The 25,296-nt window shown below is 60.1% G+C and carries 27 protein-coding genes; 16 read left to right on the top strand and 11 right to left on the bottom strand.

Translation table 11 applies throughout. The features are described from left to right. Window positions 1-15: 15 nt before the first annotated feature. Entirely contained in the window at window positions 16-384 is a 369-nt protein-coding gene (gene clpS / locus MLC59_RS08535) for an ATP-dependent Clp protease adapter ClpS (RefSeq protein ID WP_248233361.1), read from the bottom strand. Window positions 385-991: 607 nt separating this feature from the next. Between clpS and MLC59_RS19915 the strand changes: the two genes are divergently transcribed. The 8 genes from MLC59_RS19915 to MLC59_RS08575 all read left to right on the top strand — a co-directional run bounded on the left by MLC59_RS19915 (window position 992) and on the right by MLC59_RS08575 (window position 7,995). Continuing rightward, window positions 992-1,282, top strand: coding sequence for a cold shock domain-containing protein (locus MLC59_RS19915; protein WP_282450901.1), 291 nt, complete (start codon window positions 992-994; stop codon window positions 1,280-1,282). Window positions 1,283-1,355: 73 nt separating this feature from the next. Beyond that, a complete protein-coding gene (locus MLC59_RS08545) occupies window positions 1,356-1,985 on the top strand; it encodes a pseudouridine synthase (protein ID WP_248233362.1) in 630 nt (209 codons plus the stop codon). Window positions 1,986-1,994: 9 nt separating this feature from the next. Next, on the top strand, window positions 1,995-2,447 hold the full coding sequence (locus MLC59_RS08550; protein WP_248233365.1) for an NUDIX hydrolase: 453 nt from the start codon (window positions 1,995-1,997) through the stop codon (window positions 2,445-2,447). A gap of 59 nt (window positions 2,448-2,506) precedes the next feature. Further along, window positions 2,507-3,676 (top strand): tRNA 2-thiouridine(34) synthase MnmA, encoded by a 1,170-nt coding sequence (gene mnmA / locus MLC59_RS08555; RefSeq protein WP_248233366.1) that lies wholly within the window; start codon window positions 2,507-2,509, stop codon window positions 3,674-3,676. Beyond that, entirely contained in the window at window positions 3,673-4,326 is a 654-nt protein-coding gene (gene hflD, locus MLC59_RS08560; RefSeq protein WP_248233368.1) for a high frequency lysogenization protein HflD, read from the top strand. The genes mnmA and hflD overlap by 4 nt, the downstream gene beginning before the upstream one ends. 164 nt (window positions 4,327-4,490) lie before the next feature. Continuing rightward, complete coding sequence (gene purB, locus MLC59_RS08565) at window positions 4,491-5,864, top strand: adenylosuccinate lyase (protein WP_248233370.1); 1,374 nt, start codon at window positions 4,491-4,493, stop codon at window positions 5,862-5,864. Then, entirely contained in the window at window positions 5,861-7,024 is a 1,164-nt protein-coding gene (locus MLC59_RS08570) for a ribosomal protein uL16 3-hydroxylase (protein WP_248233372.1), read from the top strand. The genes purB and MLC59_RS08570 overlap by 4 nt, the downstream gene beginning before the upstream one ends. Continuing rightward, window positions 7,021-7,995 (top strand): GNAT family N-acetyltransferase, encoded by a 975-nt coding sequence (locus MLC59_RS08575; protein ID WP_248233374.1) that lies wholly within the window; start codon window positions 7,021-7,023, stop codon window positions 7,993-7,995. The genes MLC59_RS08570 and MLC59_RS08575 overlap by 4 nt, the downstream gene beginning before the upstream one ends. Here MLC59_RS08575 and MLC59_RS08580 read toward each other — a convergent pair. Next, a complete protein-coding gene (locus MLC59_RS08580; protein ID WP_248233376.1) occupies window positions 7,984-8,994 on the bottom strand; it encodes a LysR family transcriptional regulator in 1,011 nt (336 codons plus the stop codon). The genes MLC59_RS08575 and MLC59_RS08580 overlap by 12 nt on opposite strands. Window positions 8,995-9,193: 199 nt before the next feature. On the opposite strand from MLC59_RS08580, the gene MLC59_RS08585 reads away from it, so the two are divergent. Together MLC59_RS08585 and MLC59_RS08590 are read left to right on the top strand one after the other, a co-directional pair. Next, complete coding sequence (locus tag MLC59_RS08585) at window positions 9,194-9,967, top strand: hypothetical protein (RefSeq protein WP_248233378.1); 774 nt, start codon at window positions 9,194-9,196, stop codon at window positions 9,965-9,967. 26 nt (window positions 9,968-9,993) lie between these two features. Beyond that, window positions 9,994-11,997 (top strand): ATP-binding protein, encoded by a 2,004-nt coding sequence (locus MLC59_RS08590; RefSeq protein WP_248233379.1) that lies wholly within the window; start codon window positions 9,994-9,996, stop codon window positions 11,995-11,997. Here MLC59_RS08590 and MLC59_RS08595 read toward each other — a convergent pair. Next, window positions 11,972-12,454, bottom strand: a complete 483-nt coding sequence (locus MLC59_RS08595) for a MarR family winged helix-turn-helix transcriptional regulator (RefSeq protein ID WP_248233381.1) — start codon at window positions 12,452-12,454, stop codon at window positions 11,972-11,974. The two genes, MLC59_RS08590 and MLC59_RS08595, sit on opposite strands and share 26 nt — an antisense overlap. Further along, on the bottom strand, window positions 12,455-12,940 hold the full coding sequence (locus tag MLC59_RS08600) for a glutathione peroxidase (protein ID WP_248233382.1): 486 nt from the start codon (window positions 12,938-12,940) through the stop codon (window positions 12,455-12,457). It abuts the gene before it with no gap. Between the two features lie 225 nt (window positions 12,941-13,165). Here MLC59_RS08600 and MLC59_RS08605 point away from each other — a divergent pair, with 225 nt between their 5' ends. The 3 genes from MLC59_RS08605 to htpX all read left to right on the top strand — a co-directional run bounded on the left by MLC59_RS08605 (window position 13,166) and on the right by htpX (window position 15,898). Beyond that, window positions 13,166-14,380, top strand: a complete 1,215-nt coding sequence (locus tag MLC59_RS08605; RefSeq protein WP_248233384.1) for a pyridoxal phosphate-dependent aminotransferase — start codon at window positions 13,166-13,168, stop codon at window positions 14,378-14,380. Between the two features lie 28 nt (window positions 14,381-14,408). Beyond that, window positions 14,409-14,885, top strand: a complete 477-nt coding sequence (locus MLC59_RS08610; RefSeq protein WP_248233385.1) for a hypothetical protein — start codon at window positions 14,409-14,411, stop codon at window positions 14,883-14,885. Window positions 14,886-15,013: 128 nt separating this feature from the next. Beyond that, window positions 15,014-15,898, top strand: a complete 885-nt coding sequence (gene htpX / locus MLC59_RS08615; RefSeq protein ID WP_248233387.1) for a protease HtpX — start codon at window positions 15,014-15,016, stop codon at window positions 15,896-15,898. Here htpX and MLC59_RS08620 read toward each other — a convergent pair. Genes MLC59_RS08620 through MLC59_RS08630 form a run of 3 tightly spaced genes read right to left on the bottom strand, consistent with a single transcriptional unit; the run spans window position 15,895 to window position 19,022 of the window. Then, the gene (locus MLC59_RS08620) at window positions 15,895-17,040 is read right to left on the bottom strand and encodes a 4-phosphoerythronate dehydrogenase (RefSeq protein WP_248233429.1); all 1,146 of its coding nucleotides are present in this window, start codon (window positions 17,038-17,040) and stop codon (window positions 15,895-15,897) included. The two genes, htpX and MLC59_RS08620, sit on opposite strands and share 4 nt — an antisense overlap. A gap of 22 nt (window positions 17,041-17,062) precedes the next feature. Further along, window positions 17,063-18,427, bottom strand: coding sequence for a DEAD/DEAH box helicase (locus MLC59_RS08625; protein WP_248233389.1), 1,365 nt, complete (start codon window positions 18,425-18,427; stop codon window positions 17,063-17,065). Next, complete coding sequence (locus MLC59_RS08630) at window positions 18,411-19,022, bottom strand: elongation factor P hydroxylase (RefSeq protein ID WP_248233391.1); 612 nt, start codon at window positions 19,020-19,022, stop codon at window positions 18,411-18,413. The genes MLC59_RS08625 and MLC59_RS08630 overlap by 17 nt, the downstream gene beginning before the upstream one ends. 130 nt (window positions 19,023-19,152) lie before the next feature. Here MLC59_RS08630 and dsbD point away from each other — a divergent pair, with 130 nt between their 5' ends. Beyond that, complete coding sequence (gene dsbD, locus MLC59_RS08635) at window positions 19,153-21,030, top strand: protein-disulfide reductase DsbD (protein ID WP_248233393.1); 1,878 nt, start codon at window positions 19,153-19,155, stop codon at window positions 21,028-21,030. A gap of 27 nt (window positions 21,031-21,057) precedes the next feature. Here dsbD and tusA read toward each other — a convergent pair whose 3' ends face one another. Next, window positions 21,058-21,300 carry a sulfurtransferase TusA gene (gene tusA, locus MLC59_RS08640; RefSeq protein WP_248233394.1) on the bottom strand — a complete coding sequence of 81 codons (243 nt, stop codon included), beginning with the start codon at window positions 21,298-21,300 and terminating at the stop codon, window positions 21,058-21,060. A 165-nt stretch (window positions 21,301-21,465) separates the two neighbouring features. Between tusA and MLC59_RS08645 the strand changes: the two genes are divergently transcribed. Then, the gene (locus MLC59_RS08645; RefSeq protein ID WP_248233395.1) at window positions 21,466-21,750 is read left to right on the top strand and encodes an antibiotic biosynthesis monooxygenase family protein; all 285 of its coding nucleotides are present in this window, start codon (window positions 21,466-21,468) and stop codon (window positions 21,748-21,750) included. A 16-nt stretch (window positions 21,751-21,766) separates the two neighbouring features. Here MLC59_RS08645 and rlmM read toward each other — a convergent pair whose 3' ends face one another. From rlmM to MLC59_RS08660, 3 genes are all read right to left on the bottom strand, one after another. Beyond that, on the bottom strand, window positions 21,767-22,846 hold the full coding sequence (gene rlmM, locus MLC59_RS08650) for a 23S rRNA (cytidine(2498)-2'-O)-methyltransferase RlmM (protein ID WP_248233431.1): 1,080 nt from the start codon (window positions 22,844-22,846) through the stop codon (window positions 21,767-21,769). Window positions 22,847-22,920: 74 nt separating this feature from the next. After that, on the bottom strand, window positions 22,921-23,565 hold the full coding sequence (locus MLC59_RS08655) for an alpha/beta fold hydrolase (RefSeq protein WP_248233399.1): 645 nt from the start codon (window positions 23,563-23,565) through the stop codon (window positions 22,921-22,923). A 79-nt stretch (window positions 23,566-23,644) separates the two neighbouring features. Further along, a complete protein-coding gene (locus MLC59_RS08660; protein ID WP_248233401.1) occupies window positions 23,645-23,788 on the bottom strand; it encodes a hypothetical protein in 144 nt (47 codons plus the stop codon). 71 nt (window positions 23,789-23,859) lie between these two features. Here MLC59_RS08660 and ccoN point away from each other — a divergent pair, with 71 nt between their 5' ends. Continuing rightward, the gene (ccoN, locus tag MLC59_RS08665; RefSeq protein ID WP_248233404.1) at window positions 23,860-25,290 is read left to right on the top strand and encodes a cytochrome-c oxidase, cbb3-type subunit I; all 1,431 of its coding nucleotides are present in this window, start codon (window positions 23,860-23,862) and stop codon (window positions 25,288-25,290) included. Window positions 25,291-25,296: the final 6 nt, after the last annotated feature.

The following is a 25,296-nucleotide window of genomic DNA, read 5'->3' on the forward strand; positions in this document are numbered from 1 at the left end:
CCCCACCTAGGTCGTTCAGTCCGCACGTTGAATCTCGCATAGCAGCGGGTGTTCGCACTCCGAGGAATACTGATTCACCTGCGCTGCCTTCGTTTCCGCGATGTCTCGGGTATACACCCCACATACGGCCTTTCCCTGCGTATGGACGAGCAGCATCACCTGCGTCGCCTTTTCTTCGTTCATTCCGAAGAACTTCATCAACACATCCACGACAAAATCCATGGGTGTGTAGTCATCGTTCAGGAGTAGCACCTGATATCGGGCCGGGCGCTTCAGGGCCGGTTTCTCTGGCGCCACACTGACGCCGTCTTCCCGACCGGGTTTGTCCTGGCCGTCGTGATCCCCCTGACTCAATATTAGTAGAGAATTTCTCAGTGTCCGCATGATTCTCTTACCGGATGTCGGTTTCTGTGACATAAGATGGATGTCCGCAGGCGGGTTTTCAAGCCTGGCGGCAGTTGCCTGGCCCTTCTTGAGTGGCTGGCTGCAGGACGTCCGGGCATGGAGCAGAATTCTTCGACAACCACACCTTCGACCGCAAAACCCGCCGCGGGTTCAGCCTGCCATGATACCTTCTCGGCCCTCGCCAAAACAGCCGCGACACGAAGTGTCCGTACCGCAGACTCCCCGTGCCATTCGCCACCCCCGATCGGTGTGGAGCGCGCGCTGAAAGCCGATCGACAAACTGGCCAGCTCCCTGCCGTGATATATGGGTCCAGCGGGGGATTAGATCAACTGCTTTCTAAAAATACCCGGTTATACCCCCGGGTAGAATAAGTCCCTGAAACTGCTCATTGCGGCTGCCCCCGGAAACGACCTGAACATGACGTAATGTGGACGATCAATGATTTCCGCAAGTTTGGTATTGACTCCCGCCGGCGATTGATCAAAAGTGGATCCTGCAATGTAAAATTGTGTAAAACGCCGTAAAAAAAGCGGCCTCAAGGCGCCGTTGATTACGACAGATAATGACCGGACAAGGGAGTTCATCATGCCTAGGGGCAAGGTAAAATGGTTCAATAACGCCAAGGGTTATGGCTTCATTATCGAAGAGGGCTGCAGTGATGACCTGTTTGCACATTTCTCCTCGGTACAGATGGAAGGGTATAAAACCCTGAAAGCCGGACAACCAGTAACCTTTGACAAGAAACCCAGTGACAAGGGCGTTCACGCCGTCAATATCGTCCCCGAGTCACCCGCGGCCAGCCAGGGAGCAGAGACCGATGAGCAGGCGGCTCAGGTGCAACCGCGGAACAATGTGATTCGCATGGTCAACGGCTAGATAGTTGTAAAACCCGTTGCAACCAATGAACAGGGCCATCCCCGCGTGTTAACGACTCTGTTAACATGTCGGGATGGTTACCCTGATCTTGCTGAACAAGCCCTTCCATACCCTCTGCCAGTTCAGTGACGAACAGGGGCGCAGCACCCTGGCTGACTACGTCAAGGAGCCCGGCGTCTACCCTGCCGGCCGACTGGACTATGACTCGGAAGGGCTGGTGTTGCTGACCGACAACGGCCCGCTGCAGCACCGTATTGCCTCCCCCCGTCAGAAGATGAGTAAAACCTACCTGGTTCAGGTGGAGGGCGAACTGACTGACGAGGCGCTTCACCGGCTTCGGCAGGGTCTTGAGCTGAAGGACGGACCAACCCGACCCGCTGATGCCCGCCGTATCGATGCGCCCAGCCTCTGGCCCCGGAATCCACCCGTCCGGGAGCGCGCCGCAATCCCCACCTCCTGGCTCGAACTCACCCTGACTGAAGGCCGCAATCGCCAGGTACGCCGGATGACTGCCGCCACCGGCTTTCCTACACTGCGCCTGGTACGCTGGCGTATCGGTGAGTGGACGCTAGATGGTCTGGCACCCGGCCAGTACCAGGTTCAGACCGTTCACCTGCCAGTGTCGGCGGCCGGTAAACGCCCTGGCCCACCTGGGCAAGGGCGTCACAGTTCTCGCCACCGACACCAACGCAAACCGAGATAAGGACACCCCATGACCTGGAAGCCCCATGCCACCGTCGCCGTTATTGTGGAGGATACCCGGGGTCGCTACCTGCTGGTCGAAGAGCACAGTGAGGGCAAGGTTGTATTCAACCAGCCGGCCGGCCATATCGAGGAAGGAGAAACGGTCATCGACGCCGCCCGCCGTGAAGCCCTTGAAGAAACCGGCTGGGAGGTGGAGCCCCATGCCTTTCTGGGCATGTACCGGTATATCGCCCCGGCCAACGGGCGAACCTATTTCCGTTTCTGTTTCGCTGCCACGGCGCTGAAACAGGTCAGTGAGCAGCTCGATGAAGGCATCATTGCAGCCCACTGGCTGACCCTGGAGCAGATCCGGGACCTTGGCGACCGGCTTCGAAGTCCCATGGTGCTTGACTGCATACTGGATTACCGAAAGGGACGGCGCTTCCCCCTGGAGGTGATCGTCGAGCCGGGCGCGCCCTGATTACAAACAGTGGTACAATCGCCACCCTGACATTCACCTGCAGCTGTATTCGTCATTCCATGAGCCAGACCCCGTCCAGAAAACCTGACCATACCCGTGTCATTGTCGGCATGTCCGGCGGCGTGGATTCCTCCGTGGCCGCCTGGTTGCTCAAATCCCAGGGCTACCAGGTGGAAGGCCTGTTCATGAAAAACTGGGACGAAGACGACGGTACGGAATACTGCACCGCAATGACCGACCTGGCGGACGCACAGGCCGTCGCCGAGGCCATTGGTATCCCCCTGCATACGGCCAGTTTCGCGGCTGAGTACTGGGACCGGGTATTCGAGCACTTCCTTTCCGAGTACAGCGCCGGTCGCACACCAAACCCGGACATCCTGTGCAATAAAGAGGTCAAGTTCCGGGCGTTTCTCGACTATGCGGTTACTCTCGGTGCCGACTACATAGCAACCGGCCACTACACCCGCCAACGGCCGGACCCGGAGCACCCTGGTCGTGCGCTGCTCCTCAAGGGGCTGGACGACAACAAGGACCAGAGCTATTTCCTCCATGCCGTATCCGGCGAGCGCATTGCCCGCACCCTGTTCCCGGTAGGCGAACTGGAAAAGCCGGAGGTCCGCCGTATCGCCGAGGAGCAGGGCTTTGTTACCCACGACAAGAAGGATTCAACCGGTATCTGCTTTATCGGCGAGCGCAAGTTCAGCGATTTCCTAAAGCAGTATCTGCCGGCCCAGCCGGGTGAAATCCAGACCCCGGATGGCCAGGCCATCGGCCGGCACCAGGGCCTGATGTACCATACTATCGGCCAGCGTCAGGGGCTGGGCATCGGCGGCCTGCCAAACTTCGGAGACGAGCCCTGGTACGTGGCAGAAAAGGACCTCAAGCGGAACGTGCTCATTGCCGTTCAGGGCAAACAACACCCGCTGCTGTTCTCCCGGGGACTGCTCAGTGGGCCGGTGGACTGGGTGGCCGGCGAGCCTCCGGCGCAGCAGTTTCGCTGCAAGGCCAAGACTCGCTACCGCCAGCCAGACCAGGATTGCGAAGTGACGGTCACGGCCGCGGGCACCCGGGTGGTCTTCGACAACGCCCAGCGTGCAGTTACTCCCGGCCAGTCAGTGGTTTTCTATCAGGGCGATACTTGCCTGGGCGGCGCCGTTATCGAAACCACCTGGCGTGATGGCGAGCAGGAGCCCGCAGCCCCGGCAGACATGGAGGCGCAGGCGTCTTGAGCAACTCCTCCGTCACCGACCAGACCCTGGCGCTGGCAGGGGTATTCCAGGCGGCCACCCTGGTGAGCCAGGTCGCCCATCAGGGGAGCTGTGCTGAATCGACCCTGGAAACCTCCCTGCAGTCACTGTTCGTTACCAATCCGGACAATACGCTGGACGTGTACGGTGGTGAACTGATGAACCTGCGCGAAGGCCTGGATGCCCTGGCGAAGATCCTCAGCAACCAGACCCGCCAGCAGGACATGGACATTCTCCGTTACAGCCTTAACCTGATCCAGCTGGAGTCCACCCTGAACCGGAAGCCGGATATGCTCGAGGCGATCGGCCAGCGTATTGACCAGGCCCGCCATACCGCCAACCATTTTGGCTATGTACACAGCAACCTGGTCGGCAACCTGGCATCGGTCTACCAGGACACGATCAGCACCTTTCGCCAGCGCATCCAGGTCACCGGCAACCCGACAGTCCTGCAGCGGGAAGAAAATGCAGCGAAAGTCCGTGCCCTGCTACTCGCCGGCATCCGCTCGGCCGTTCTCTGGCGCCAGACTGGCGGCCGCCGCTGGCAATTGATTCTTCGCCGGCGCAAGGTGGCGGCCACCGCCCGTACGCTGGCCGAGCAGGCCAACCAGTCCGTCTATTCCCCACGCTGACCGGACCATGACGCGGGCGCTGAATTGGTGCGCCCGCTGGTGTATCATAGCGACCAACGTATTCACCTGCAGGACGACCGGCTGCAACCTAGCACCCCGGCGCCTCCGGCGCTGGCAACCCGCACCTTCCCGGCCCTGCCCTGACTCTGATGAGGTTAAATCTGATGGAACTGACCAGCCTGACCGCCATTTCTCCGGTGGACGGCCGTTATGGCAACAAAGTTACGGTATTCCGGGAAATCTTCAGCGAGTACGGGCTGATCCGCAACCGGGTCAAGGTGGAAGTGCGCTGGCTGCAGCAACTGGCGGCTCACCCCGGTATTACCGAGGTACCCACCCTGAGCGCCGGTGCCAATGATGCCCTCGACCAGTTGGTGGAAAATTTCAGCCTCGAAGACGCCGAAGCCATCAAGTCCATCGAGCGCACCACCAACCACGACGTCAAGGCGGTGGAGTACTTCATCAAGGACAAGATTGCCCCCATCGACGAATTGCACGCCATCACCGAGTTTGTCCACTTCGCCTGCACTTCCGAAGACATCAACAACCTGTCCCATGCACTGATGCTGCGTGAAGGCCTCAATGACGGCCTGCTGCCGGCCATGAGCCGGGTCATCGAACGGCTCACCGAGCTGGCCCGGGAACATGCTGAGCAGCCCATGCTGTCCCGTACCCACGGCCAGACCGCCTCACCGACCACCGTCGGCAAGGAGCTCGCCAACGTCGTACACCGTCTCAACCGCCAGCTGGACCAGGTCCGTAACGTTGAGCTGCTGGGCAAGATCAATGGCGCTGTAGGCAACTACAACGCCCACCTGTCTGCCTACCCCTCCGTCGACTGGGCCGCCAACGCGAAGCACTTTGTGGAAGGCCTGGGGCTGAGTTGGAACCCCTATACCACCCAGATTGAACCCCACGACTATATTGCCGAGCTGTTCGATGCCGTGGGTCGCTTCAACACCATCCTGATCGACCTTGACCGTGACCTCTGGGGGTATATCTCCCTGGGTTACTTCAAGCAGAAGACCGTGGCCGGCGAAATTGGCTCGTCCACCATGCCACACAAGGTCAATCCGATCGATTTCGAAAACTCCGAGGGCAACCTGGGTATCGCCAATGCCATCATGGCCCATCTGGGCAGCAAACTGCCTGTCTCCCGCTGGCAGCGTGACCTGACCGACTCCACCGTACTGCGCAACCTGGGCGTCGGCTTCGCTCATAGCCTGATCGCCTACGAAGCCACACTCAAAGGCCTTGGCAAGCTGGAAGTAAACCCGGCAAGGCTGGCTGCAGACCTGGACAATGCCTGGGAGGTACTGGCCGAACCCATTCAAACCGTGATGCGCCGCTACAACATTGAAAAGCCCTACGAGAAGCTCAAAGAGCTCACCCGGGGTAAGGATATGAGCCCCGAACTGATCCGCGACTTCGTGCAAGGCCTGGACATTCCCCAGGCAGCAAAGGACGAGCTGATGGCCCTGTCGCCATCAGATTATACCGGTAACGCGGCAGGCCAGGCAGGCAAGATCGGATCATGACCGTACCTACGCAGCTCCCCGGTGGTCTGTCCGCCGAGACTTTTCTGAGGGATTACTGGCAGAAAAAGCCCCTGGTCATCCGCCAGGCTTTCCCCGGCTTTCAAAGCCCGGTCAGCGCCGACGAGCTGGCGGGGCTGGCCTGCGAAGAATCCGTGGAGTCCCGCATCGTGGTCGAAGAAGAGAACGGCCATCCGTGGCAGCTGCACAACGGACCTTTCGGTACCGACCGTTTTACCTCGCCGCCAGCTGGCAACTGGACGCTGCTGGTGCAGGGGCTGGACCACTGGGTTCCGGAAGTCGCTGACCTGCTGGACCACTTTCGCTTCGTACCCAACTGGCGGCTGGATGACATCATGGCCAGCTACGCACCTCCCGGTGGCAGCGTTGGGCCTCATTTCGACCAGTACGACGTATTCCTGTTGCAGGCCGAAGGCCACCGGCGCTGGAAATTCGGCGGCGCCTGCAGCGAACACTCGCCCAGGGTTGATGGCACACCGCTACGTATACTCAAGGACTGGGAACCGGAAGAGGAGGTATTGCTGGAACCCGGCGATATGCTCTACCTGCCTCCGGCCATCGGCCACCACGGCGTTGCCGAGGATCACTGTATCACCCTGTCAGTGGGCTTCCGGGCGCCTACCGTGGATGATGTGCTCACCAGTTTTACCGATTTCCTGTGTTCCGAAACCGATGTCTCGGGCCACCTGCGGGACCCGGACCTGGAGCCAGCCGCTAACCCGGGGGCCATTGGCCATGACGTCCTGCAGCAGCTTCAGGGTATCCTGCAACAACGGATCTCTGACTCCCGCCAGTTGGCACTGTGGTTCGGGCAGTTCAGCACCAGCCCGAAAAACAGCGACATCGTGATTCCGGCGGAACCACCGGCATCGACGGATGACCTGCTCCAGGCACTGGCCGATGGTGGCTCGCTACGCTGGAACGAAGGCTCCCGCTTTGCGTATACCGAACTGGGTGACCAGACCGCACTGTTCGTCGATGGCGAACGCTACCTGCTCAATGGCGAGGCCCGCTCACTGGCGCCCCTGCTCTGCCGTGACAGCCGGCCCGATATGACGGAACTCCGGCGCCAGTGCGAAGACCCCGCGCTGGCAGAGCTGATGACCGTTCTTTACAACCAGGGTAGTGTCTATTTCGAATGAGTGTGCGAATCCGTAAATACAGCTGGCAGCTGGCGCCCCGCAGCCTGCGGGAGATTCGCCAGCGGGTGTTTATTGACGAGCAGAGGGTCCCGGCTGAGCTGGAGTGGGATGATACAGACGAAATCGCCGACCACTTCCTGGCGGTATTACCGGACAATACCCCGGTAGCCACCGGGCGTATGTTCACCACCCTGGAGGATACAGCCCACATCGGCCGCATGGCCGTGTTGCCTGAACACCGAGGCAAGGGCATTGGCGAAGCCATGCTACGTCACATCATGGCAGCGGCGGCAGGACAGGTTCAGGACCTTCACCTTTCCGCGCAGGAACACGCAGTGCCCTTCTACCAGCGCAGCGGCTTCCACGTTTTCACCGGGCCCTACGATGACGCCGGCATCCCGCACTTCGGTATGCGGTGCCTGGCGCCGCTGGAGGCTGTCAGCGTTCTTTCCGAGGGAAAGGCAGCGCCGGAACCCCTGATCCTGGGCCGCGACGAGAAAAGCTGGTTGATCGAGCACGATTCTCAGCTGACTCAGTTAATGGACACCCTGATCAGCCAGGCCAGGCAAAGGGTCTGGCTGTACGACCGGCTGCTGGACCACGAGCTGTATGACCGCAAGCGCCTGCGGGACCTGTTTTCCGGCCTGGCCCGGCACCATCGCAACAGCGAAATTCGCCTACTGGTCCACGACGACGCTCCGCTGGTGAAACGCCGCCATCAGCTCGTGGAGCTTATGCGCCGACTGCCCAGCAGCATTTCGCTGCGGCTGGTGAACGGTGACTATCCCCTGGCCGAACATCCATTCGTGCTGATCGACCGCCAGGGGGTGCTTTACCGGCACCGGTTTGACCGCCCGGAAGGCTTTGCCGGATTTGCGGATACTGGCCGGGTAAAACTGCTGGGGGAAAGCTTCCAGCGCATGTGGGATACGGCCCGCCCCTCCCTTGAGCTGAGAGAACTACCGCTCTGACCGGTGAGGGCCATCCGGCTCTGTGGCCTCAAACTGACGGCCAAACTCGGCAAATTCTTCATCCACCTCCTCGGCCACATCGGCAATCAGCCGCCGCAGCCACTGATGGTCCGCATTGTGCTGCAGCAGGGGGCTCCAGGCCATTTTCAGCTCAAAGGGTGGAATGTCGAACGGCGGTGCCTTGATCACCAGGTTCGGATTATCCTTCTGCAACCAGGCGGCGCGGCTGGGCAGGGTCGCGATCAGGTCATGCTGTTCCGCCAGCAACATGGCAACCTGGTAGTGCCGGGTGAACACGGATATCCGTCGCTTGCGACCCATGAGACCCAACGCTTCGTCCACCCAGCCCAGACGCTGAACATCCTTCGGGTTGACCCCCACGCCGACCCCGAAGCCGGTCTTGCTCACCCAGATATGACTGGCTTCAAGGTAACTGTCCAGGGTAAACGGGTCCTGGAGGATCGGGTTACGGGCATTCATCAGGCAGGCAAAGAACTCGGTCCACAGGGTTTTCTGGTGGAACGACTGGGGAATCTTGTCGAACCGGTTAATGGCCATGTCCAGGCGCCCTTGCTCCACGTCCTGGAAGCTCACATCACTGGGCGTCAATACGTCCAGGGTCACATTGGGCGCTTCCTGGCGGATCCGGCGCAGCACCCGGGGCATAAGGCAGGATTCGGCGTAGTCACTGGCCATGATGCGAAATACCCGCTGGCTGTCGGTGGCCGAGAACGGTGTTTTTTGCTGTACTGCCTGCTCGATGTCCGACAGGATACTGCGAACCAGCGGCTGCAGCTCCGTCGCCCGCTCAGTGGCCGTCATGCCCTCGCTGGTGCGGACCAGTAAAGGGTCGCCGAACAGGTCCCGCAGCCGGCGCAGGCCATTACTCATCGCTGGCTGGGTAATACCCAGGTGGTTGGCCGCCTTGGTGACGTTTTTCTCCCGCAGCAGCACATCCAGGTACACAAGCAGGTTCAGGTCAACACGGGAAATATCCATGTGGAAAGTGCCTCCGGGCAAGATCACATCAGGCGGTATGACGCCATTCTACCATCTGTAACAAGTTGGAACGGAATGGGTTAGACTTTCCTGCTAGTGTGCCAGATACTTGCGAGAGCTCAGCGGGCAGCTGCGGGGCTTTTCCGTGCCTGTCCAGCCCCGCATCAGAACGATAATCAGGGAGCGCATCCGGCGATTCATGAATACGGTAACCATTGTCCTGCTGTTGTTAGCAGTTGTCGCTATTTCCATCATCATCGTGGTGTTCAGCCAGATGCGGGAACGGGCCCGCATTGAAAAGGCCCGACGTATCACCGCCCTCGAGGATGCCTACAACCGGGCTTACCGTATTTACGACGAGCTTCCGGGCCAATATCTCACCCGTGATCTCAAACTGTTGCTGCTCCACCGAATGGAGGAGGCCTGCCAGCACCTGCAGCAGGAACAGACCGAGCTGCCGGTGAAAGAATGGCTAGCGAAGGTCAACGAGAACAAGCAGAAAGTCATCGACGGCACCGATGAGCAGCCAAAGGTGATTATCGATTCACCGGAGAAGTCCAATTACGTCAAGGAACTGCTCCAGAATCTGTTCAAGCTGGTGGAATCACTGCACAAGTCCGGCAAGATCAACGCCGCTACCGCCAGGGCCAACCTCCGTCACGTCTTGTTTACCATTCACAAGACCCATGCTGACCTGTTTGTCTTCCAGGCACGGGACCATGTTCGCCAGGGCCAGTTGCGCAAGGCCATCCATGCCTATCACCTGGCCGCCACCGAAATGGGCAAGTCCCAGGGCAACGACATGGCCGCCCGGGCCGTGGCCGGTTTCAAGGAGCGTATCCATGAACTGGAACAGGAACTGGCCAGCGGCGAGAAGCCCCACTCGGTAGAGCATCAGAGCCAGCTGGACAAACAATGGGACACCTTCCTCCATGACGATGACTGGAAGAAGAAGGCGGACTACGACCACTGACCGTAGCCAGACACGCAGGGAGCAGAGTGAAACAGCTTTTCAAGAACCGGCTTTCCTGGCGACTGACCCGTAATACGGTCTTGCTCGCCATGGGTGTCGGGCTGGTGCTCAACCTGATCCAGGTCACCATGGAGTTCCATGGCACCCGGGATTACATGGACCAGGACATCAACGCGCTGATGGAAATCAGCCACAGCCCGGCTTCCCAGATCGCCTACAACATTGATACCCGCCTCGCCGGCGAACTGCTCAATGGCATGCTTCGACATCCGGCGGTAATCGACGCCCGCATCCTCGACACCGACGGTCACACCCTCGCCGCCGCCAGCCGCGGCAGTATTGATACCCGCTACCGCTGGATCAGCGACCTGCTGTTCGGCGACTCCCGTCGCTACAGCAGCGAACTGGAGGTCGCCGACCTGGAAGACATTGAGCTTGGCAACCTGGCCGTCACAATCTCCACCAACCACTATGGCAACCTGTTCCTGTCCAGGGCCAGCTTTATCCTGGTCAGCGGGGTGCTCAAAAGCCTGGTACTGTCAGCCATGCTGCTGGTGGTGTTCTATTTCCTGCTGACCAAACCCATGCTCAGGGTAATCAAAAGCCTGCAGGACGTACGTTACGACCCCGAGAAGGCCCGGCTGCCGGTACCACCCTCCCACGAAGAAGATGAAATCGGCGCCATGGTAGCCATCATCAACCGTCACCTGGAGACTGTTGATGCTTCCCTGAGTCAGCTGCGCGTTGTAGAAAGCCAGATGAAGGATTATTCCAGCAAGCTGGAACGTGAGGTGGAGGATCGCACCCGGGAGATATCCGAAAAAAACGAGGCGCTCCAGCGGGGTAACCGTGCCCTCATCCGGGCCAAGGAAGACGCCGTGCGACGGGCCCAGACCCGCGCGCGCTTCCTGGCCAGCATGAGCCACGAGATCCGCACGCCGCTGAACGGTGTGCTGGGTATGCTGGAACTGGCCCAGGAGGGTGACCTGGATCCAGCCAGGCGCCACCAGCTGGAAATTGCCCACCGGGCCGGGGAAAGCCTGCTGAGCCTGCTGAACGACATCCTGGATATATCGAAGGTAGAGGCGGGCAAGCTCGACCTGGAAGTGATTTCGTTTGACTTGCGAACGCTGGTCACAGAATGCGCCACCATCCACGGCGAACAGGCCCGCCGCAAGGGGCTGGCGTTCGTGACGGACATGGAAACAGAGCTGGCCCCCCGCTTCATCGGCGATCCCACCCGCCTGCGGCAGATCATAAACAACCTGCTGTCCAATGCCATCAAGTTTACCGACGAAGGCACGATTTCCGTACGCGTTGCCCAGACCCCGCAGGGCATCCGACTGGACGTGCGGGACACAGGTATCGGTATGTCCCGTGCCGAACTGGATCGCATCTTCTCTCCGTTCTCACAGGCCGCCACGGACACCGCTCGCCGCTACGGTGGTACCGGCCTGGGCCTTGCCCTGTGCCAGCAACTGGTGGAACGAATGCATGGGCAGATCAAGGTGGATTCCCGGGTCGGCGAGGGCACCTGGTTTACCGTACAGCTGCCCTTGACCGCGGACCAGAACCTGCAAACCGATCCCTCGGCTAGCCAGCTCCCGGAGCAGGAGCCCGATCAGCGCCGCTGCCGTATCCTGCTGGTGGAAGATAACCGGGTAAACCAGATCGTTGCCTCCGGCCTGCTGCAGAAGATGGCGCACGAGGTAGACCACGCTGAAAACGGTGAACGGGCGCTGGCGGCGTTAGCCCTCAAATCCTACGACGTGGTGTTTATGGACTGCCAGATGCCGGTCATGGATGGCTATGAGGCGACCCGGCGCATTCGCCAGAACCCCCAGTGGAGTCAGTTACCCGTCATTGCCGTAACAGCCAACGTAATGGCCGGGGACAGGGAGGAATGCCTGGCCGCGGGCATGGATGATTACATCACCAAGCCCTACAATCGAACGATCCTTGGCGACGCAATTCGGCGCTGGACCGGCACCGGCCAGAGACCAACTAGTCCACCGACTCCAGGCGAGTAAGCAGCTGCCGCAGGTCTGCCCGCAGACGGCGTGCCTGGTCGGCATCGACCCCCAGTTCACACAGCAGTCGCACAGGCACTTCCCTGGCCTGCTCCTGCATGGCTTCACCTGCTCCGGTGAGCGCGACGGTAACCACCCGCTCATCCTCCGCCGAGCGTCGGCGAGAGACCAGTCCCCGCTGCTCCAGGCGACGCAGTAACGGCGTCAGTGTCCCCGAATCCAGCCGCAGCCTTTCCCCGATTGCAGAAACCCGCATGCGTTCGTTAGCGGCGGCCGCCTCCCAGAGCACCAGCATCACCAGGTACTGAGGATAGGTCAGGTCCAGCTCTGCCAGTAGCGGTCGATAACGGGCGGTAACCGCCCGGTTTACGGCGTAGAGAGCGAAGCAGACCTGGTTATCCAGAGCCAGCAGGTTTTCAGCCTCCTGACTGCTTCGGGAGCAGGCTTCTTCCTTCACTTACAGCAACTCCAGAATATCGGCACGGATGGATTCAGGGCTGGTCGCAGGGGCATAGCGCTGAATAACCCTGCCATCACGCCCCACCAGGAACTTGGTAAAGTTCCACTTGACCTTTTTCGACCCCATCATACCCGGAGCTTCCGCCTTGAGCAGCTCGAATAGCGGATGGGTAGCCGGGCCGTTGACCTGCAGCTTGGCAAACATGGGGAACGTGACACCATAATTGAGAGAGCAGAACTCACTGATCTGCGCTTCTTCCCCCGGATCCTGGTTCATGAACTGGTTACAGGGGAACCCCAGGATTTCCAGGCCTTGGGGGTTCAGCTCGTCGTAGAGCTTCTGCAGTCCACCGAATTGCGGGGTAAAACCGCACTTTGATGCGGTGTTCACGATCAGCAGCACCTTGCCGGCATACTCGGCCATGGGCCGAACCTGACCCTGAATATCGGTTACCTCGATCTCATAGATTGACGCAGAAGACATTGCTCACTCCGGGAAATAGTTTCCAAAATTATATTGCGCACAACCCATAAACCGCAAGAAATTTTCAATTACCGCCAGCAAGAGTCCGTGACTCCTGCCATTTTTCATCACAATTGCGCCTTGTCCGGACTGTTTTTTTCGTCCCCGGCTCCGCTAGAATGGTGTTTCTGTTATTAACGTGCCGAATATGCTGGCACCAGCACCACCATCGGGAAGACGCCTTCTATGCAGAATTACAGAAAGTCCGCGAAACTGGATAATGTTTGCTATGAAATCCGTGGTCCGGTACTGCGGGAAGCGCGTCGTCTCGAGGAAGAAGGCCACCGGGTGCTCAAGCTCAATATCGGCAACCCTGCGGCCTTTGAACTGGACGTGCCCGAGGAAATCCAGCAGGACGTTATCTACAACCTGCACCAGGCCCAGGGCTATGTGGAATCCAAGGGCCTGTTCTCGGCCCGCAAGGCGGTAATGCACTATTGCCAGGAACGCGGCATCGACAAGGTCGATATCGATGACATCTATCTCGGCAATGGCGTCAGCGAACTCATTGTCATGTCCATGCAGGCCTTGCTCAACACCGGCGACGAGGTCCTGGTCCCGGCACCCGACTATCCCCTGTGGACAGCCGCCGTCACCCTTTCCAGCGGCAAGGCCGTGCACTACCGGTGCGACGAGCAACAGGACTGGTTCCCGGACCTTGACGACATGCGGCGCAAGATCACCAACCGCACCAAGGCCATCGTACTGATCAACCCGAATAACCCGACGGGCGCCGTCTACCCGCCGGAGTTGCTGGAAGAGGTGATCGAGCTGGCCCGCCAGCACAACCTGATCATCCTGTCCGACGAGATCTATGACAAGATTCTCTACGACGGTGTCGAACATGTGTCCACCGCGTCACTGGCTGACGATGTGCTCTTCTTTACCTTCAACGGCCTGTCCAAGAATTACCGGGCCGCGGGCTACCGTTCCGGCTGGCTGATTATCAGCGGCGCCACGCACAAGGCAAAAGACCTGATCGAAGGTATCGACATGCTCGCCTCCATGCGGCTGTGCGCCAACGTGCCGGCCCAGCTGGCCATACAGACTGCCCTTGGCGGATATCAGTCCATTGATGACCTGGTGGCTCCGGGCGGGCGCCTGTACGAACAGCGGGAGACGGCCTGGCGCCTGCTGAATGACATACCCGGCGTCAGTTGCGTGAAACCCAAGGGCGCGCTGTACCTGTTCCCCAAACTGGACCCGAACCTCTACCCGATTGAGGACGACGAGAAGTTTGTGCTGGACCTGCTACTGCAGGAGCGCATCCTGCTGGTACAGGGCTCGGGCTTCAATATTGACGACCGGCAGCATTTCCGGGTGGTATTCCTGCCCCGGGTAGACGCGCTTGAAGATGCCATGGGGCGACTGGATCGTTTCCTTTCTGGCTGGCGGGTGTAAAAGGCGCAACAAGCCAACGGATCACAGTATGGCCGACATCCACATTGAGGAATTCTACCGGGATTCCGCCATCGCCCTGGTTCAGCTCTATAGCGTGTTCCCCCGCAGGATCAACCTGTTCGTGGAAGATATCGCAGGGCCGGATGAACCGGACGAATTCGGACTCCACCGCCCTCGCCATATGGCCTGCTTTGGCGCCCTGCTGTGGCTGGAGGAGGAGGGTCTGCTGCGATACGTGGATACCATTCGCCAGGAGGCCCTGGACCAGGCGGTATTGACTCGCAAAGCCTTCATCCGCCTGAATACACCAGCGCCGCTGGACCTGGCCCGGGAACTGTTGCTGCCTGAACCCGGTGTACCAGAGCCGGAAGCACCACTGCCCGCATCGGTACGCCAGGATCGCTCGACCTGGGTCCATGTGCTGCGCCAGTCCATCCGGGGCGGGCACTCCCCTACCCTCAGCCGCGCCATGCAGGCCGCTTTTTTCGCCCCGGCGGGGAACTGACTCACAGCTTCTGCGGTCTCTCTGGTCGCTACGGAAATCCGCGTTAATTCGGCGCAAGGTAATTGAAATACCCGCGGCCGGCACCGATATCCGTATGCAGGAAACCTGACTCCTGAAGAGGCCACTAAATGAGAATTCTGCTGTTTCTTGCAACAAACCTGGCGGTGATCCTGGTGGCGAGTGTCACGCTCTCGCTACTGGGTGTTGACAGTTACCTGGCGCAGAACGGGATCAACTACGGCTCCCTGCTGGCCTTCGCTGCGGTGTTCGGCTTTACCGGCGCGTTCATCTCGCTGTTCATGTCGAAGTTCATCGCCAGGAAGACCACCGGGGCAAAGGTGATCGATTCGCCACGCACCCCGGCGGAACGGTGGTTGGTGGACACCGTCGCCGAGCTGGCAAAAAAGGCTGGTATCGGCATGCCGGAGGTGGCCATCTTCCCGGCCAGCCAGTCCAACGCCTTTGCCACCGGCTGGAACAAGAACGCCTCGCTGGTAGCCGTCAGCGAAGGCCTGCTGAGCCGGTTTAACAAGGATGAAATACGCGCCGTGCTGGGCCATGAGATCGGCCACGTGGCGAATGGTGACATGGTGACCCTCACGCTGATCCAGGGTGTGGTCAACACCTTCGTGATCTTTGCCGCCCGGGTTATTGGTTCAGTAGTGGACCGGGTGGTCTTCCGCAACGAAAACGGTCACGGTCCCGGCTTCTGGATTGTCAGTATCGTGGCGGAAATCGTACTCGGCATCCTCGCCAGCACCATCGTGTTCTGGTTCTCCCGGCGCCGGGAGTTCCGGGCTGACATCGCCGGCGCTCAACTGGCCGGTCGCAGCGCCATGATCAACGCCCTGGCGCGGCTAAGGCAGGAAAGCGAAATGCCCGACCAGATGCCGGATAACCTGCAGGCGTTCGGCATTAACCGGGGCGCCAGGGGCGGCCTGGGCGCGCTGTTCATGACCCACCCGCCACTCGAGCAACGTATCGAGGCACTGCAACACGCAAACCTCGGCTAACCGGTCACCCTGAATCCGGCCCGGGATAATAACCGGGCCGTCTCTCGATGACCCTCCAGGCGCACCTCCATGCTGGCCGGCTCCCGGCGCACGGGGTAATCCCTACGCAGCTGGTCAAAGGAGGGCCGGGTGTCCGCAGCCGCTCCGGCAAACAGCTTTCTCAGGCGTGCGTCATCATCTCTCGGATCGTAACAGGTCATCAGGGCACGGTGCAGCGCTTCAAGTGGTCCACATTGCGCCGTCAGTGCCAGGCCAGAAACCGGCGGAGGCGGTAGCAGGTTGTCGAGGGAGGCACTCATGGGCACCCCGGCCCATTGGTGGAGCGCCTGGGCAACCATTTCGGTACCACGACTCTTGCCTTCCACGCTATAGCCGGCAATATGGGGGGTTGCCAGCCAGCAGCGTTCCAGCAAGTCCGGCAGTGGCGAGGGCTCGTTTTCCCAGACGTCCAGGGCTACCAGCGGAGCATCAGCCTGCTGAAGCCTCTCCAGCAACGCACGGTTATCGACCACGGCCCCGCGACCGCTGTTGATCAGTAACTGGTTCTCGCACAGCCCGGCCAGCCGCTGACGATCAAGGAGGTGGCTGGTGGGGTGAAGACCGACCTCGACCAGGGGCGTGTGAAGGGAAATGACATCGCACGCCAGGACATCATCAAGGGACGCAAAGGGCCGCTCTGCACCCGACGCCTCAAGGGGTGGATCACTGACCCGGACAGTAATTCCAAGCGCGGCCAAAACCTCTGTCAGGGTACCGCCGACATTGCCGGCTCCGATAACGCCAACCGTAAGCCCATCCAGGGTGCGCTTTTCACTACGCTGAAGGAACAGGGACAGAACGGAGAGTACATACTGGACCACGCTGTTGGCATTGCAGCCGGGGGCAGACGCAAAGGCAATTCCCCGGGCCTTCAGCCAGTCGGTGTCGATATGATCCGTCCCAATGGTGGCGGTACCCACGAACCTTACCGGAGTGTCCGCCAGCAGGCCCTGATCGACCCGGGTCACCGAACGCACCAGCAGCACGTCGGCATCCAGCAACTGATCGCGCCCCAGGTTGCGGCCATTGACCCGGGTCAGGGTACCCAGGTCACCGCAGAAGGCCTCCAGCAGAGGGATATTCTCATCCGCAACGATCCGCAGGGAAGGCATGGGCTGCCGGACGTTACCGGTTTCCGGACGAGCGGGGGCGACTGCGGCTACCCTGCCCGGTACGGCCCCGGTTGCCGCCACTGCGGGGGCCACCACCGGAACGACGACCGCCACGGCGGCGCTGAATGAGGGGTTTCTCCAGCGGCTGGAGAAGCTCTTCCTCCGGAACGGATGTGGTCAGTTTCTGGCTGATGTAGGTCTCAATACCCGGCAACGCAAAGGCATCATCCTCACTGGCAAAGCTGATCGAAATGCCATGTTCACCAGCACGCCCGGTACGGCCGATGCGGTGCACATAGTCTTCCGCATTGTCCGGCAGATTGTAATTGAACACGTGGGTCACCCCCTCCACGTGGATGCCACGGCCTGCCACGTCGGTAGCCACAAGCACCTGGATCTCACCTTTCTTGAACTGGTCCAGGGTCTTGAGCCGTTTATTCTGGGGAATCTCACCGGACATGAGCGCTGCCGTCACGTCCTGGTTTTTCAGGTCTTCTTCCAGGTCACGGCACTGGTCACGGCGGTTGGCAAAGACGATCGCCTTGTCCACCCCGGGCTGCTTCAGGGAGTTAACCAGTACCGGCAGTTTCTGGTCCTCAGACACCAGGTAGACCGTCTGCTTCACCCTTTCCGCCGTCTTCTGCTGGGGCTCGATCTCGATAAACTCGGCGCCATGGGTCCACATGGAAGCCAGGTTAAGCACATCCTGGTTGAAGGTAGCGCTGAACAGCAGTGTCTGACGATCATCCTTGGGCGCGCAGCGACGGATGATCCGCTTCACATCCGGGATGAACCCCATATCCAGCATGCGGTCCGCCTCGTCCAGGATCAAAAGGTCAACCTGGTCGAGGAACACGTCCTGCGAACCGAGGAAATCGATCAACCGGCCGGGAGTTGCTACCAGGATGTCTACAATCTCGTTCTGCAGCACTTCCCGTTGCTTGTCATAATTCATGCCGCCTACCACAGACACAACGCGGTGACCGGTCCGGGCACAGAGCTCCTCGGCGTCCTTGGCAATCTGCATGGCCAGTTCCCTGGTGGGTGCCAGGGCAAGAACACGGGGCTCGGAGGCAAAGCGCTCCTTGTCAGGAACGGGGGTTTCCAGCAACGTCTGGATCGCCGTAATCAGGAAAGCCGCCGTCTTGCCCGTACCGGTCTGGGCCTGGCCGATCAGGTCGTGGCAAGCCAGGGTGTAGGGGAGCGTCTCGGCCTGGATCGGCGTGCAGTATTCGAACCCGATGCCGGCAATCGCATCCAGCAGGCGCTTGTCGAGGCCCAGTTCGGCAAAGCGGATACCGCTCGGCTTGACGTTCGCTGGTGCTGGTTGTGTTTCGGTTTGCTCGGTTGTATTGCCGGATTCAGGAGATTGCGTCATAGGCTTCGCTTACTGTTGTGAAATGTTGTCCTGTCCCGGACACAATGGTGCCCGCCAGACAGTGATAATGCTCGCGCCACCGGAGAAAGTCCTCCGGCCCGGTACCATAATGGTCCGTCAATGCGCTGAGAAACGTTTCCGCCCTTGGCGGTAATCCGTGATCCAGATAATAGCAGGCCTGCTCGTAGACCCGGCGCCGAAAACCCGCCTCATCAATGGCACCGCCACCATCAAGGTTATCCACACTGATATGGAAGCGGCTGTTACAGGCCACTGAAAACAGCCATTCCAGCGCCTGGGGCCTGACCTCCACTTGTTCGAAGGCCTTTTGCTGCTCCGGCGTGCGCCCATCCGGACAGTACCAGTAGCCGTAGTCTCGCAGTTTACGCCGCTGCGCCCCGGCGATGCACCAGTGACTGATTTCATGAAGTGCGCTGGCGAAGTAACCATGGGCGAAGATCACCTGTGCGCAGGGGCCAGCTACGCCGGCCGGCAGGTACTCCGGCTCATCGCCACCGCGAACCAGTTCGGTTTCCAGGGCATCCCTGAACAGGGCGTTAAACAGTGTGACAAGGTCTTCTGGACGGTTATTCATGGGTCCGTTATTGTGCGGCTTTACCAAAAGGAATTCCAGCAGCATATCATCAGGGGAACTTTCCGCTACGACCCCAGTCACTTCATCCGTTTCCGGAACCCCTGAATTCACCTGAAAGATGCCTTTGTTCATGCCCCCGAGACCCGTCACTGTTCACGCCGCATTCCGTTTCGCCCTGCTCCTGTTGTTCCTGCTGCCCGGAACCCAAAGCTTTGCAGCATTCGGCAGTAACAGCCTTGGTGGCCAGGATTTCCTGCCGGTAGACGAAGCCCTGCCCTTCAGCTCGACAACCACCGACCGTGGGGTTTTACTGAAGTGGGACACCGCGCCGGAGCACTATCTCTACAAGGAGCGAATCGAGGTTACCGCCGTAACAGAAGGCGTGACCGTCTCCGACCCTGAGTTTTCCCTGGCCGGCGTGGAAACCGAAGACCCCTACTTCGGCACCGTTAATGTTTTCTATGAACCGGTCGAGGCAAAGATAGACCTTGCCTTGCCGGAAGGAACCCGGGAAGCCACCCTTCAGGTGACCTATCAGGGCTGTGCCGAGGCCGGCCTGTGCTATCCACCGCAGACCCGAGAGGTCCTTTACTACGCCAGCGGTACAAACGAAGCCGCAGGCACGGCACCAATCCGGGCAGGCAATTCCGGCAGCCCGACCACCGCCCCGGGGGCAGAGAGCACGGCAGACCTGCAGTCTGCCAGCGGCCTTGCGGGCTTCCTGTCAGAACAATCCCTGGCCATCATTGCGCTGGTCTTCCTAGCCCTGGGGCTGGGGCTGACCTTCACGCCCTGCGTGCTGCCCATGGTTCCGATCATTTCAACCCTGGTATCCAGCCACAACACCCGCAGCTCAGGCCAGGCGCTGGTGCTGGCCTTCAGCTATGTACTCGGGATGGCACTGACCTACGCTGCCGCCGGTGTCATCACCGGCATGCTCGGTGCCAGTTTCAACCTGCAGGCGCACCTGCAGTCCCCCTGGATCCTCGGGACCTTTGCGGCGCTCTTCGCCGTATTTGCCCTGGCCATGTTCAATGTCTTCGACCTGCAACTTCCCCAGGGCATCCAGAACCGACTAAACCAGGCCAGCCAGAATCTCAGTGGTGGCCGGGTAGCCAGTGTATTCGGTATCGGAGCCTTGTCTGCACTGGTGGTTTCGCCCTGTGTGTCAGCGCCACTGGCCGGAAGCCTGCTGTATATCAGCACCACCCAGGATGCGGTCGTGGGCGGTGTCGCCCTGTTTGCACTGGGGCTGGGCATGGGCGTTCCGCTGATCCTCGTAGCCGTGGGCGGGCGCAAGCTGCTGCCCAGGACCGGCGCCTGGATGAACGTGGTCAAGGCGTTCTACGGGATCATGCTACTCGCCGTGGCCATCTGGCTGCTCGAGCGAATGGTACCGGCCTGGCTGGCATTGACCCTGTGGGGCGTGCTGGCGGCGATCACTGGCGTGCAGCTGGGTGCCTTTGACCAGGCCCGGGCAGGCTGGCAGCGCACCTGGAAAGGTGCCGGGCTTGTGCTGTTTGCGTGGGGGATTGCATTGTTGGCAGGGGCGCTGTCCGGCGCCTCGGATCCATTGCGCCCACTGGCCCCCTTTATAGCCGCTAACGGCACCGGGGCTGACACAGCTTCAGCAGCCCACGCTCCCTTCGAGCGGATGGAAGAGCCCGAGAGTATCCGGGACAGGCTCGCCCAGGCTGGGGACCGGGGCCAACCGGTCATCCTGGACTTCTACGCGGACTGGTGCATTTCCTGCAAAGTGATGGAGCGCGAGGTATTCAGCCAGGCCGAGGTCATCACCGCCATGGAGCCTTACACCCTCCTGCAGATCGACATGACGGATAACACCCCGGAGCAACAGGCCCTGCTGGACGAACTAGGCCTGTTCGGCCCCCCGGCCATACTGTTCTATGACCCTTCCGGCACTGAAGCCCAGCACCTTCGGGTACTGGGGGAAATGGACAGGACGGCCTTCCTGGACCACCTTGGCAAGGCCGAGTCGTTACTCTGACCGGCTCGTCGTAGCCCGGGGCGCTGCTCAGGCGCCCCGGCGAATCCAGAAATGGTACTCGTCCCCGGTCTGCTCCTGCCTGAGCAGCTCATGGCTCAAAAACTGACAGAAACGGGGGATGTCCCGGGTTGTCGACGGGTCTGTAGCCAACATCCGCAGCACACCACCTACCGGCACGTCGGCTATCCGGTTATGCAGCATCATGACCGGCTCCGGGCACATCAGCCCGCGGGCATCAAGCTCGGCATCCTGGTTTGGGGTTTCCGCCATAATCACCTCCCACAGTACACACCGACAGAGTTTCCGGCCGTCGGACAGGTTTCCGGACAAACCTGATGGAATTTCCCGGTTCAGATGCTAAATTACTGTCATACAGGTCTATTTTAGACTAGAAAGCCGACCTGACGGTATAGTGACTGGCGCAGAGAGGTGCCTATGATCCGAGTCCTGATTGAACGTCATATCGCTGAGTCCCTCGAGTCCGCGTATGAAGAACGCTCCCGCAGGATACTACAGGGCGCAGTCTCGGCGCCCGGCTTCGTATCCGGCGAAACCCTGGTGAACGCCCGCGACCCCAATCACCGGATTACCCTGGCAAACTGGCGTTCCGAGGCCGACTGGGACCGTTGGTATCACTCCCGGGATCGCCAGGAACTGCTTAATGACGTGAAGCCCATGATGGACCAGGACGAGAAGATCACCATTCTTCACCAGTGCTGACATTCGCCCTGGCAGATCAGTCGGTCCGCTCAAGGAAGCAGGTAATTTCTTCCCGGTCATGGTAAAGCTGCCGCGCCCTGAGGCGGAATCCGAACGGCGCGTCAGCCAGCCGTGCTTCCAGCAATTCCCGGCACAGCAACCACTCATCGTAGCGCTTCTTCATGGGCAGCTTGAGGTTGAAGACGCTGTACCGACAAAGCTGGTCGTTAAACCAGTCGCTGACCATAGCGGCCGTACGCCGGGGCTTGTCGACAATGTCACACACCATCCAGTCTACTGATCGCTTCGGGCGCCACAGATAACCGTCGGCCCGCACGTGGGTCACCATGCCGGTGGCCATCAGGTCATCGTCCATAGGACCGTTGTCCACGGCGGTCACCCGCATACCCTGCTGTACCAGCTGCCAGGTCCAGCCTCCCGGGGCAGCACCAAGGTCCACGGCGGACTTTCCTCCACCCAGGTAATCCAGTATGCGGTCCGCCGGTAACAAGACTTTCCAGGCCTCTTCCAGCTTGAGCGCAGACCGGCTCGGCGCGGAAGCCGGCAATTTCAGGCGCGGAATGCCCATGGGCCAGCGTGCCCGGTTGTTCCCCGGACTGATACCGACAAAGGCCGAGGTAAAGTCCAGAAGGAACAGTTCCAGCCGGTCACTGGCCCGGCTTTCCTCTTCGTCGCCAAGCAGCCCCGCACCCCGCAAAGCCCGGGACAGCGGCGCCACCCATTTGCGGGCAAAGCGACCCAGGTCCGGATCAGTACTGTTTTCACCAACTCTCACATCGACCCGGGAACATTCCCCTGTGACTTGACCACCCAGGGCCCGCAGCGCTTCGACCACAGCGCCCACCCGATCCTTGTCCGGTAACGGCACTTCGGTAAGCAGCAGCTGCCAGTCCCTGACAAAAACCATGGCTTCAAGGGGAAGTTGCGCCAGCAATCCCGGGGCATCCAGTCCGCCGGCCAGGGTAAAGCTCAACCACCCGGCACCGGGCCGGGGCGTAAAATAGCCCCAGGCACCAAGGGCCGCCGCGGCATCGGTCAGCTCACGCCCCGCCTCTGACTCAAAGCCGGGACGACAAAAAGCGAGCAGTTGGTTCAGTTGCAGTTCCATAAGGCTACCTCGGATATGGCCTTTTGTTTAACGACGCCCCGGTTCAGCGCTGAGCGCACAGCCTACCCAAGTGACCTGATAAAATCAGCTGCCATCAATGCCGCCTGGTCGATCAATGCATCCTCGCTCAGGCCCTGCTTCTTTAAAGGCCGGAGATCATGGTTTCCGCCTTCAAGCCAGTTGACCCGGACATGGTCCGGTAACGGCTCCCGCGCAGCCAGTTCGTCCGGCTTCCCGAAGGGGTCACGGGTACCCTGGAACACAGCCATTGGGCAGCACATCTCTGCGAAGTGATCGGTCCGCCATCGATCAGGTTTGCCCGGCGGGTGGAACGGGTAACCAAAACAGGCGACCCCCTGTATTCGGGGGCGGTCTGAAGAAGCGGCCAGCAAGGAGGCCATACGACCACCCATGGACTTCCCGCCAATGACCAGGGTCTGCTCCGGGCCCATACCGGCACGGCATTCATCGATGACGGCCGCAAAGTGGGATAGCAACACTGGCTGCCTGTCCGGTGGACGTTTGCGGCCATCAAGCCGGCGCCTCTGCATATAAGGAAATTCGAATCGCCATACGTTGACCCCTTCCTGGCCCAGGCCATCGGCAAGCCGTTCCATAAACGCACTGTCGCTGCCCGCACCCGCGCCGTGGGCGAGCACCAGGCATGGGGCGTTGGCCGCAACAGGCCGGGTTGTGCTGTAGATCATGTCCTCCACCTTGCAAGGCCTACGGGGGTCAACCAGACTTGGATCGAGGCACCTATAAGGTGCGTCAAAAGGTCGCGAATCACCCCATGGCCGCCAGCTTGCGGTATTTATTGACGAATATCGGAAAACCCCGGCCATTGTACACCATGAAACGATCAAACAGATTCGCCATCACACTGATTTCAGCGGCATTACGGTCACGGATGGAGTTGACCTGAGTCATTGCAAACAGGTCATCGATTCTCCATACTTGCGCCGATTTTCTTTCCCACCCTTGAATCCATTGGTAAGGCTATGAGCACAGTGAATGCAAACCTGACATACAACTACAAGGTGGTGAGGCAGTTCGCCATCATGACGGTCGTATGGGGTATTGTGGGCATGGCGCTGGGTGTGCTGATCGCAGCGCAGCTGGTGTGGCCGCAATTGAACCTCGACCTGCCCTGGACCCACTTCGGTCGTTTACGGCCGTTACATACCAACGCCGTTATCTTCGGTTTTGGTGGTAGTGCCCTGTTCGCAACGTCCTATTACGTTGTCCAGCGAACCTGTCAGGCGCGGCTGTTCTCGGACGGCATGGCAGCCTTTACCTTCTGGGGATGGCAGGCAGTACTGATCTCCGCTGTCATTACCCTTCCGCTTGGCCTTACCTCGACCAAGGAATACGCTGAACTCGAATGGCCCATTGATATCCTGATCGCCGTGGTCTGGGTGAGCTACGCCATCGTCTTCTTCGGCACCGTCGTCAAGCGGAGTGCGCCCCACATCTATGTGGCCAACTGGTTCTACGGTGCCTTCATTATTACGATTGCCGTCCTTCATATTGGCAACAACATCGCTCTGCCGGCCTCACTGTTCAAGTCCTACTCGGCCTATGCCGGTGTCACCGATGCCATGATGCAGTGGTGGTGGGGCCACAATGCGGTAGGCTTCTTCCTGACTGCCGGCTTCCTCGGCATGATGTACTACTTCGTACCCAAGCAGGCCGATCGCCCGGTCTACTCCTACCGCCTGTCCATCGTTCACTTCTGGGCACTGATTGCCACCTACGTATGGGCAGGTGGTCACCACCTGCACTACTCCGCACTGCCAGACTGGGCCCAGACCGCCGGTATGGTGATGTCCCTGATTCTGCTGGCACCGTCCTGGGGCGGCATGATCAACGGCATGATGACTCTGTCTGGTGCCTGGCACAAACTGCGTACCGACCCGATCCTGCGGTTCCTTGTGGTGTCCCTGTCGTTCTACGGCATGTCCACCTTTGAAGGGCCGATGATGTCCATCAAGACGGTGAACGCACTCTCCCACAACACCGACTGGACCATCGGTCACGTGCATGCCGGTGCTCTGGGCTGGGTTGCCATGATCAGTATCGGTGCGATCTATCACCTGATTCCCAAGCTGTGGGGCATCAAGGCCATGTACAGCATTGGCCTGATCAACGTTCACTTCTGGCTGGCGACTGTCGGTACAGTACTGTACATCGTCGCCATGTGGGTCAACGGCATCATGCAGGGCCTGATGTGGCGTGCAGTTAACGATGACGGCACGCTCACCTACAGCTTCGTTCAGGCGCTGGAAGCTTCCTGGCCGGGTTACCTGGTGCGCTTCCTCGGCGGTGTGATCTTCCTTGCGGGCATGCTTGTCATGGCCTGGAACGTGTGGATGACCATTCGCCAGAAAGACGCAGTTGCCGCCGACAACGTTGCGGCACAGCCAGCCTGATCAGGA

It is taken from the genome of Marinobacter bryozoorum (assembly GCF_023156245.1).
Classification (GTDB): Bacteria; Pseudomonadota; Gammaproteobacteria; order Pseudomonadales; family Oleiphilaceae; genus Marinobacter; species Marinobacter bryozoorum.

Coding starts and splice junctions, on each gene's coding strand:
- dsbD (WP_248233393.1), top strand. CDS start 19,153: ATGCCCCCGAGACCCGTCACTGTTCACGCCGCATTCCGTTTCGCCCTG.
- htpX (WP_248233387.1), top strand. CDS start 15,014: ATGAGAATTCTGCTGTTTCTTGCAACAAACCTGGCGGTGATCCTGGTG.
- MLC59_RS08605 (WP_248233384.1), top strand. CDS start 13,166: ATGCAGAATTACAGAAAGTCCGCGAAACTGGATAATGTTTGCTATGAA.
- MLC59_RS08550 (WP_248233365.1), top strand. CDS start 1,995: ATGACCTGGAAGCCCCATGCCACCGTCGCCGTTATTGTGGAGGATACC.
- ccoN (WP_248233404.1), top strand. CDS start 23,860: ATGAGCACAGTGAATGCAAACCTGACATACAACTACAAGGTGGTGAGG.
- MLC59_RS08655 (WP_248233399.1), bottom strand. CDS start 23,565: ATGATCTACAGCACAACCCGGCCTGTTGCGGCCAACGCCCCATGCCTG.
- MLC59_RS08625 (WP_248233389.1), bottom strand. CDS start 18,427: ATGACGCAATCTCCTGAATCCGGCAATACAACCGAGCAAACCGAAACA.
- MLC59_RS19915 (WP_282450901.1), top strand. CDS start 992: ATGCCTAGGGGCAAGGTAAAATGGTTCAATAACGCCAAGGGTTATGGC.
- MLC59_RS08570 (WP_248233372.1), top strand. CDS start 5,861: ATGACCGTACCTACGCAGCTCCCCGGTGGTCTGTCCGCCGAGACTTTT.
- MLC59_RS08645 (WP_248233395.1), top strand. CDS start 21,466: ATGATCCGAGTCCTGATTGAACGTCATATCGCTGAGTCCCTCGAGTCC.
- tusA (WP_248233394.1), bottom strand. CDS start 21,300: ATGGCGGAAACCCCAAACCAGGATGCCGAGCTTGATGCCCGCGGGCTG.
- MLC59_RS08545 (WP_248233362.1), top strand. CDS start 1,356: ATGGTTACCCTGATCTTGCTGAACAAGCCCTTCCATACCCTCTGCCAG.
- MLC59_RS08610 (WP_248233385.1), top strand. CDS start 14,409: ATGGCCGACATCCACATTGAGGAATTCTACCGGGATTCCGCCATCGCC.
- mnmA (WP_248233366.1), top strand. CDS start 2,507: ATGAGCCAGACCCCGTCCAGAAAACCTGACCATACCCGTGTCATTGTC.
- clpS (WP_248233361.1), bottom strand. CDS start 384: ATGCGGACACTGAGAAATTCTCTACTAATATTGAGTCAGGGGGATCAC.
- purB (WP_248233370.1), top strand. CDS start 4,491: ATGGAACTGACCAGCCTGACCGCCATTTCTCCGGTGGACGGCCGTTAT.
- MLC59_RS08575 (WP_248233374.1), top strand. CDS start 7,021: ATGAGTGTGCGAATCCGTAAATACAGCTGGCAGCTGGCGCCCCGCAGC.
- MLC59_RS08660 (WP_248233401.1), bottom strand. CDS start 23,788: ATGACTCAGGTCAACTCCATCCGTGACCGTAATGCCGCTGAAATCAGT.
- MLC59_RS08585 (WP_248233378.1), top strand. CDS start 9,194: ATGAATACGGTAACCATTGTCCTGCTGTTGTTAGCAGTTGTCGCTATT.
- MLC59_RS08580 (WP_248233376.1), bottom strand. CDS start 8,994: ATGGATATTTCCCGTGTTGACCTGAACCTGCTTGTGTACCTGGATGTG.
- MLC59_RS08600 (WP_248233382.1), bottom strand. CDS start 12,940: ATGTCTTCTGCGTCAATCTATGAGATCGAGGTAACCGATATTCAGGGT.
- MLC59_RS08630 (WP_248233391.1), bottom strand. CDS start 19,022: ATGAATAACCGTCCAGAAGACCTTGTCACACTGTTTAACGCCCTGTTC.